This window comes from Schlesneria sp. (genome assembly GCF_036405755.1).
Classification (GTDB): Bacteria; Planctomycetota; Planctomycetia; order Planctomycetales; family Planctomycetaceae; genus Schlesneria; species Schlesneria sphaerica.
In genome coordinates, this window is sequence record NZ_DASWWZ010000305.1 from 1 (window position 1) to 8914 (window position 8914).

Genomic DNA, 8914 nt, shown 5'->3' on the forward strand with positions numbered 1-8914 from the left:
TCGTCGCAGCACTCGAAACCGCGTTCCACGACACGATTCCGGACGCGAACCGGCTCTACGCCATTCCTTACGAATGGTCTCAGGATTACGAGATTCGCCGCTGGGGCTATCATGGCGCCAGCCATCGCTATCTCAACACCCGCATGGTTCAGTTACTGGGCCGTGGCGACCTGAAGATCATCACCTGCCACCTCGGCGGCAGTAACTCTCTGTGTGCTGCTCGCGACGGCAAGTCGGTGGCAACCAGCATGGGAATGAGTCCTCAAACCGGCCTGCTGCACAACAACCGCGTCGGCGACTTCGATCCGTTTGCCCTGCCCATCCTGCTTCGCAAGACGGGCAAGACGCTTGAACAGATTCTGGAAGACCTGTCGAGCAAAGGGGGCATGCTGGGCCTCAGCGGAATCAGCCAGGACGCCCGAGACATTGAAGAAGCGGCCGCGAAAGGACACGCCCGGGCTCAACTGGCACTCGACGTCTTCATCGCGTCGATCCGGCAATACCTGGGTTCCTACCTGACCGTGCTGGGTGGCGCCGACGCAATCGTCTTTAGTGCAGGGATTGGCGAAAACTCGTCGATCATCCGTGCCGGTGTCTGCAAAAACATGGAATGGGCGGGGATCGAACTGGATACCGCCAAAAATGACTCACTGCCACGCGGAAGCGAAAGCCGTATCTCGACGGACAGCAGCCGGGTGCAGGTATGGGTCGTCCCGACGAATGAAGAAATTGTGGTCGCTCGACAAACGGTCGAGGCCATCATTGCCAAAGGATAAGGACTTCCGACAGGACAAAGAGATCAAACCGGAAGAGCATGTCACCTGACTTCCCTTCCGACGTGATCTCTTCGCAGAAGACCAAATCCGTGAAGAGTCATCATGAAAGTTTGACCCGATCGACGACATTCCCTTCCTTCATGTGACCGTTACCCCGATGGTCGCAGGAAGGAAACTGGCTGCGGATGGAACTGGCAAAGTCAGTCAAAAGTAGGACGAATCATGTTTCTCGCACGTGTGACAGGCAGTGTGGTTTCGACGCAGAAGGTTGACGCGATGGTCGGCCAGAAACTGCTGGTCGTGGAACCCCTGCGCGTGAACGAGAAGGACCAGTCGGGACTGGTCTCCACCGGCCGCACCTTCATCTGTGTCGACACCGTCGGCGCGGGAGAAGGCGAAGTGGTCCTGATCGTCCAGGGCTCCAGTGCCCGCTTTACGCCTCAAACGAAGCCATTGCCCATCGATTGTGCCATCATCGGACTCATTGACTCAGTTCATCTGGGAGCCAAATCGATCTACGACGCCAAAGGGGAAGCTGCTCAGGAAAACTAGCCTTCGCAATGGCGGATTCCAGCGGCTGCCAGGCAACCGCTGGAATCCGCCATCGCGTCCGAGAAATTTGCCGAGTTCCCAAAGACAACGCCCGCCGACAACAACGAAATTTGTTTGTGACAACGTTCTAAATTTTCATAGTACATCACCGCGACCTTCCAGCGGTTCCTGCACGAAAAACGAGACGAGACTATGCAAGCTAACGCAGAAACGATTCGCAACGTCGTTCAAGAAGTCCTGGCTCAACTGGGGAAAGCCCCCAAGCAATCAACCCCTTACCGCGACGGCGACCTGGGGGTCTTCCAGACGGTTGATCAGGCCGTTGCGGCGGCCACCGACGGCTTCAAGAAGCTGAGCGCTGCCCCGATTGCTGCTCGCAAGACCGTCATTGAAATCGTCCGCCGCATGTGTGACGAACAAGCCGAGGAACTCGGCCGCCTCGAATTCGAAGAGACAAAGATTGGTCGTCTCGATCATAAGATCGAGAAGCTGAAGATCATCAAGCTGGTTCCCGGCGTGGAATTTCTGCGAACCGATGCACTCAGCGGTGACCACGGTCTCTCACTGACCGAGTACGCCCCCTTCGGCGTCATTGGTGCCATCACGCCCGTCACGCACTCATTGCCGACACTTGCTGGCAACATCGTCAACATGATCGCCGGCGGGAACACGATGGTCGTGAATCCTCACCCCGGTGGTGCTCGCATCGCCTGTGAAGGGGTTCGCCGCTTCAACAGGGCGATCTACAAAGCGACCGGCCTCGAAAATCTGGTGACGATTATCGAGAAGCCGACGCTGGAAACTGCCGGGGCCATTTTCGGTCATCGCGGCGTTCGTTTGCTCTGCGTGACCGGTGGTCCTGCCGTGGCTCGTGCCGCTCTGGAAAGCCGTAAGAAAGCCATCGTCGCCGGCCCCGGTAACCCACCCGTCGTCGTGGACGAAACCGCCTGCCTCGAGAACACTGCGGCTTCGATCGTCAAAGGTGCTTCATACGACAACAACCTGTTGTGCATCGGTGAGAAGGAAGTCTTCGCCGTCGATCAGATTTTTGATTCGCTGCTCGACACGATGACTCGTCACGGTGGCTACCGGCTGAACGCTTCACAGATCGAAGAATTGACCAAGCTGGCGTTTACGCCGCCGACCAAGCCCGGGGATCACTTCCACCTGAACCGTGACCTGGTGGGGCTGGATGCGTCGAAACTGGCAGAACTGATTGGTGTCCGTGTTCCCGCAGGAACTCAGTTGCTGTTCGGCGAAACCGATACTTCGAACGCCTTTGTTCCTGAAGAACAGATGATGCCGTTCCTGCCATTCGTTCGCTGCCGCAACTTCTCGCACGGCGTCGAACTGGCGCTGGAATTTGAACACGGCTACCGGCACACCAGCCTGATTCACACCCGCAACGTCCGTCACATGACTCAGATGGGTCGTGAAATGGATACCACACTGTTCGTCAAGAACGGTCCTTCGATGGCGGGCCTGGGACTGGGTGGCGAAGGCTACCTGAGCTTCAGCATTGCGACCCCGACCGGTGAAGGGGTCACCAACCCGATGACCTTCACACGACAGCGTCGTTGTGTGCTGGTCGACGATCTGCGTGTGATCTAAGGATCGGAAATTATGCAGTTGGGAAAAGTGATTGGCCGGGCAACATCGACAGTCAAGCACCCCACGCTGAAGGGTTGGCGGATGCTGCTGATACAACCACTCGGCCCGAACGGAACTCCGGATGGGGCGCCGCAACTCGTGATCGACAATCAGGGTGGCGGCAAGGGTGATACGGTAATCATCTCCTCCGACGGCAAGACGGCGAAAGAAATGGTAGGAGCGGACACCACACCCGCTCGATGGCATGTTTTAGGTATTGTCGACTGACGTCGCGAACAGCAGGACTCGTCACAGGTCTCCGCAGTCACGGGGACTTGAGATTGGTTCCCTCTGGTTGTCGTACCAAAGGGATAGTACTGCGAAGTTCGTGAGTCTGACTTGCAACATTGGACAGAACTGTGAATCAGGCCCTTATTGACGAGATCGTGTCGGGCGTGCTGGCTCAGCTCAAACCAGCACCAGCACCCTCACGTCCCCTCAATTCGGGGACGACTCAGACAAGTGCGGCCTCCCCCCCTGCACCTCTCGCAGCTCGCAACGTCGCAACGTCGTCGACGGCAGCTCCCCTGGTTTCCCCGGCTCCCGCGTCGTCGCCTATTCCTGCGGTGGCGCTTTCCTCTCCGGTCCCAGTTCCCGCCGCAACACCGGCGTCGAAGCCGGTCGTGGTCGAACTGACAGTGCCGGTCATTACCGCCGACATTCTCGAGCAGTCGGTCCGGGCTGGTCAGTCGGTCCGCTTCGGCCGCAGTTCGATCATCACCCCTGCTGCACGTGACTGGTTGAACTCAAAGCGAACCTCCTGGTCACGACAGGATAAGAACTCCGCATCCGCAAATGGCGGTGCTCCGATCAAGTGGCAGGTAATCCTGCAAACGATGACCCCGACAGTGCGGTCTCTGCAGGAAGGCCTGCGTCGCATGACCGACGGCTGGAAGATCGAGGTGGTGGGACAGCCGCTGGAAGCAGCGGATCTGGCCACGAGTCTGGTCAGCACGGCGGAATGCGATGGCGTCGTCATCTTCACCGAACAGGCCGAGTTGATCGTCTGCAAGGCGAACCGGAACGATCGCGTCCGGGCCGCAGTGATGCAGAACACGAAGCAGTGGGAACAGGTGATGCGAACATTGAGTGCCAATGTCGTCTGCATCAGTCCCGTCGGAAAGACATTCGTTGAACTGAGAAACCTGCTGAAGGATTGTGCCACCACACGGCCACGGCCTCCGGCAGGATTATGAATTGAGGGCTCTTGCTCCCTCTCAGACGGACTCGAAATCGAGTCGCCTGTGCGGCGGAACAAGAGTCGAAAGGGAAACAATGCGAGTCGGCGAGGTGATCGGTAAGGTGACGCTCTCCAAATGCAACCCGATGGTGTCGGGCGGCACGTGGCTCGTCGTCGTACCGCTGAATGCCGCTGGCCTGGCGGGTGATCCGAATGGTCGCGACGAAGCCTTGATCGTCTATGACGAACTCGGTGCCTCACCCGGAGCCAAAATCGGATTCAGTGAAGGGGGAGAGGCGGCAAACCCATTCGCTCCGAATTACAAGCCACTCGATGCGTACAACGCCTGTATTCTTGACACGATTGAAGTGAATTAGCCAGACATCGCAGTGAAAAGGAACTGTAGCCAATGACCAGCCAATGGAATTCCGGAATCAATGACCGGAAGCTCAAAGAAGAGATCTGTGAGATTGGACGCCGTGTCTACAACAAGGGATTCGCGGCGGCGAACGATGGCAATATCTCGATCCGCGTCGGCGAGAACGAAGTCCTTTGCTCACCCACGATGATCTGCAAAGGCTTCATGACTCCTGAAGACATCTGCGCGGTTGATATGGAAGGTGTGCAGATCGCCGGCAAGCGAAAGCGAACCAGCGAAGTTCTGCTGCACCTGGCGATCATGAAGCACCGCCCTGACGTCAAGGCTGTCGTTCACTGCCATCCACCTCATGCCACGGCCTTCGCTGTCGCTCGCGAACCGATTCCGCAGTGTATTCTGCCCGAGATCGAAGTCTTCATGGGCGAAGTCCCCATCGCTCCCTACGAGACTCCGGGCGGGCACGCGTTTGCAAACACGGTCGTCCCGTTCCTGGGTAACGGCACCAACACGATCATCCTGACGAACCACGGCACCGTGACGTTCGGGAAGACGCTGGAAGATGCCTACTGGAAGACGGAAATCCTTGACGCCTACTGTCGAATTCTGTTGCTGTCGAAACAACTCGGTAAGGTGACCTACCTGAACGAGCGGGAATCCGTCGAGCTTCTCGACCTCAAGAAGAAACTCGGCTTCGACGATCCACGGTTCCATGTCGAGAACTGCGACCTGTGCGGTAACACCGCGTTCCGCGAAGGTTACAAAGAGAACAAACTCGAGCCCATCGCCTTCGAGCCACCTCCGCAATACAAAGGCTATCTGGAGCGGCAGAAGGAAGCGTCGTCCACCCCGCAGCCGAAGGCCTCAAGCAGTGCCGATATCGATACCGAATCGCTGATCAAGCTGATCACCGAACAAGTCGTTTCGGCTCTCAACAAGTAATTTTGACTTTTGACAGGCGCCGCGACCCCCTCGCTGGCGTCTGTCCTGGCTGGCAGCAGCCGAAGTCAAGTCCCCACCCGACGGAGCGGCGGGGGGTTCTCAGTCAGTCAGGATACTGGTGACTCACGTCACCTCTAATGAGAGAAATCCAATGAAAGTCAGCATCATCGGCGGTGGCGGTCTGGTCGGTTCCTGTGCCGGATTCGCTCTTCAGGCAGGCAAGATCGTACGCCACATTCACCTGGTCGATGTGAACCAGGAAGCTTGCGAAGGTCAGGCTCTCGACCTGCTGCATGGTGCCAGCATTCTGGCCGATCAGAAGATTACCTCAGGCGACATGAAGTCTTGCTCTGACAGCGACTGCATCGTGATCACGGCCGGACTTCGCCGCAAGCCGGAAGAAAGCCGACTGGACCTGATCAATCGCAACGTCGCCCTGTTCCGAGGCATTCTGGGCGAGCTGAAGTCGAGCGGTCTGCGGAAAGACGCCATCATCTTCGTCGTCTCGAATCCTGTTGACGTGCTGACCTATCTGGCGATCAAGGAACTGGGTCTGCCCGCATCGCAGGTCATTGGCCTGGGAACAGTGCTCGATACCACCCGACTCCGCAGCATGCTGGCGCAGCGGCTGGACGTTCCACCAACACAGGTCGACGTGACAATCTACGGGGAACATGGCGACAGCATGGTTCCCATCTGGTCGGCCGCCCAGATTGCCGGTCTGCCTCTCGAGAAGTACCCCGGAGTCAACAATCAGTTGATCGCCGAAGTCGAGAAAAAGACCCGCGGCAGTGGTGCCGAAGTGATCAAGAAGAAAGGGGGAGCCGGCTTCGCAGTCGGCGTTTCGATCGCCGACGTTGTCCACGCGATCGCTTTGGATCAGCGCCGCATTCTGCCTGTTTCCTCGCTGCAATCGGGGGCATTCGGACTGCGGGACGTGGCGATCTCGGTTCCGACCGTCGTCGGCCGCAAGGGTGTTCTAGGAGTGATCGAAGTCGAACTTTGGCCAAAAGAAAAGATGGCTCTCCAAAAATCAGGCAACGTTCTGCGTGAAACGATCGATAAAGTCCTGTAAAAAGGAAGCCGCATTCAGGAGCATGCTGATGCTGGTGAGTCATTGAGAACCATATCGCTGACGACATCGTCGGCTTGAGGCCAACGATCGTGGTATTGTTTCGAACCTTTCGCCGAAATCGATCAACCGTCGGACGGGACGAGCAGATCGTCTTGTACCCGTCCTTCGGTTCACGGACCGAAGATGGAAAAGGATGGACACTGCTGATTCAGGGCAGTGTCTTTGATCCCCGGATCTCCTGGATTCATCGTTCTCCCGTCATGAGCCTGATCAAACGGGCCATGCGTTTTGATCGATCGGCGGAAGACTTCTTTCGTCAGCGAATGCGACAGTTTCTGATGCCGGGACTGCGCGGTCGTGCGGTCACGATCGCGATTGGTGATCGCGAATTTCAGGTCGCTGAATCCGACTACATGGGATTGTTCCGCGGAACAGTCGAACTGGATGATGAGACTGTTTCGAAACTGATTGAGCCGATCGAGTTTGGCGGTCGTTCGATCGGCTGCGAGGTTGTGCTGGGTGGAACTGACCAGCGCAAGTTTTCGGGTCGCCTTCAATTGATCGAGCCAACTGGCGTTTCCATCATTTCCGATGTCGACGACACGATCAAACACAGCAACGTCAGTAATCGACGTGACCTATTCCGCAATACGTTCACACGGCGCTTCGTCCCCGTGACCGGGATGCCTGAACTGTACCGGGACTGTGCGATTGCCGGTGCCGCATTCCATTTTGTCTCTGGCAGTCCTTGGCAACTTTACGAACCGCTGCACGAGTTCTGTCAGGCCGAGGGTTACCCGTTTGGCTCGTTCCATCTGAAGCGGTTTCGTTTCCGGGAAGCCGCTCGCAAGCTGAGGCGATCACCGCAGAAAGCGTACAAGCAATTGGCCATTGAACCCATTCTGCGGGCCTTCCCCAAGCGGCACTTCGTCCTGATTGGGGACTCGGGTGAACAGGATGCCGACATCTACGGTCACTTTTTAAGAGAGCTTCCCGACCAGATCGTGGGTGTCTTTATCCGTGCGATTCGAGGTGAGTCACGTAATACCGAACGAATCCAGGCAGCCTTCGAAGGGACGGACCCGACGAAATGGACACTCTATACAGAACCGGCAGAGATCCAGACCAAAGTGGCTCAACTCGTCGCACGTGTCAGTAGCTGACAACCCGCCAATCAGCGGCGCAGCGAATGGACAACATGGAATCATCCGGCCGTGCGGACCCCGTTCAGTCACTCCCTGTTGATCGAAGACTCTTGAAACCGCATCAATTTACGATAGGTGACGTATTCATCCTGATGGGGAACAATCACCACCAGAATCCATTCATCAGGATCAGTACAGTCAATTAAGGCAAGGTCGTCGCAGTATGCCCCCCCCTTGGGAGCCGTCTGTTTGACGAGCGAGAATGCCCCTCTCTGAACCGGGGCGACTGACGCGTAATACATCCAGCGAAAAAGATCTGCTTCGTTTATCATCTGAATTCGCTGGTTATAGTCATCGTACCCCGATGCCTGCATCGAATAGAATTGACGCTGAGCCGGAGCATCGCTCTCGCGGGTTGAACGCCATCCAGGTGCTCGGTCCGACGCCCAGCCACCATGGCCAGTAAAGCAGGCAACCAGAGCATCCTTTCCAAACGTCTCGTGAACACGTGCGAGTAGCTCTCCGGGAACTTCATGGGCAAGGATTCTCACGGCATCGCTTTTTTTCAGATCGAACTGGCTCCAGTCCACATCAGGCGCCGTTGCCAACTGAGAGAGCGACATGATTCGATTGATCTGCGGAGTCCATTTCGAGAGGTTCTGAACGGTTGAAGATTGTGTGGGAATCCGTCCCTGGAACTGCGACGTAAGTCGCTCGGCAGTGACTGAACCGCTAATTCCCCCCCCACTGGGAACCAGCGTCATTTGACCATTGATTGACGTGTAGACGAAACCGGGTGGAATGCCGGCGATGTCATTCATACTGGAATTTGTCTTAAGAGGTGTCAGCAATCCCTTCTCGACCTCCGTGGTGACCTGATGTGTTGAGGCCACAAATAGCAACTCGAACCGGTTCGTACGAACAATGTCGTTGCGAGGCCCGATGTCATGAACGACGAGTGCCCGGCGCGCTTCCGACGTGCTCATGTAACTGTTCGAGATCAGCACTGTCAGGGCAGTGACCGCCAGTGTCGTGACAGGAAACGTCAGCCAGGTGAACTTGCGTGCTTTCAGCCATCCCAGAACGTAGTAGTCTCCCGGACCAATGATCAGGATGAACGTCGTCAGAATGAGAGCGAGCAGTGGCAACGGAACCATCCGTACGCCATCAGGCAATAACCGATCGAGCAACTCGAACGTATGCAGCGGGTGGCGGTTC

10 protein-coding genes are annotated in these 8914 nt (G+C 56.9%); 9 read left to right on the plus strand and 1 reads right to left on the minus strand.

From position 1 onward, the window contains the following. From VGE80_RS10645 to VGE80_RS10685, 9 genes are all read left to right on the plus strand, one after another. A partial coding sequence (locus VGE80_RS10645) for an acetate/propionate family kinase (protein ID WP_440592648.1) occupies positions 1-776 on the plus strand: 776 nt, incomplete at its 5' end. Between the two features lie 222 nt (positions 777-998). Then, on the plus strand, positions 999-1328 hold the full coding sequence (locus tag VGE80_RS10650) for a EutN/CcmL family microcompartment protein (RefSeq protein WP_397568643.1): 330 nt from the start codon (positions 999-1001) through the stop codon (positions 1326-1328). Between the two features lie 192 nt (positions 1329-1520). Continuing rightward, a complete protein-coding gene (locus VGE80_RS10655; protein ID WP_440592649.1) occupies positions 1521-2939 on the plus strand; it encodes an aldehyde dehydrogenase family protein in 1419 nt (472 codons plus the stop codon). 12 nt (positions 2940-2951) lie between these two features. Continuing rightward, positions 2952-3206: a EutN/CcmL family microcompartment protein gene (locus VGE80_RS10660; RefSeq protein ID WP_397568642.1), complete on the plus strand. Its 255-nt coding sequence runs from the start codon at positions 2952-2954 to the stop codon at positions 3204-3206. 131 nt (positions 3207-3337) lie between these two features. Beyond that, entirely contained in the window at positions 3338-4174 is an 837-nt protein-coding gene (locus VGE80_RS10665) for a hypothetical protein (protein ID WP_440592650.1), read from the plus strand. Positions 4175-4253: 79 nt separating this feature from the next. Next, positions 4254-4535: a EutN/CcmL family microcompartment protein gene (locus VGE80_RS10670; protein WP_373649070.1), complete on the plus strand. Its 282-nt coding sequence runs from the start codon at positions 4254-4256 to the stop codon at positions 4533-4535. A 32-nt stretch (positions 4536-4567) separates the two neighbouring features. Further along, a complete protein-coding gene (locus VGE80_RS10675; RefSeq protein WP_440592651.1) occupies positions 4568-5476 on the plus strand; it encodes a class II aldolase/adducin family protein in 909 nt (302 codons plus the stop codon). A gap of 151 nt (positions 5477-5627) precedes the next feature. Then, positions 5628-6551: a malate dehydrogenase gene (locus tag VGE80_RS10680; protein WP_373649072.1), complete on the plus strand. Its 924-nt coding sequence runs from the start codon at positions 5628-5630 to the stop codon at positions 6549-6551. A gap of 95 nt (positions 6552-6646) precedes the next feature. Beyond that, positions 6647-7714, plus strand: coding sequence for a phosphatidate phosphatase App1 family protein (locus tag VGE80_RS10685; protein WP_440592652.1), 1068 nt, complete (start codon positions 6647-6649; stop codon positions 7712-7714). A 68-nt stretch (positions 7715-7782) separates the two neighbouring features. Here the strand turns inward: VGE80_RS10685 and VGE80_RS10690 are convergent. Next, the coding region (locus VGE80_RS10690) for a hypothetical protein (RefSeq protein WP_440592653.1) at positions 7783-8914 on the minus strand (1132 nt) is incomplete at its 5' end.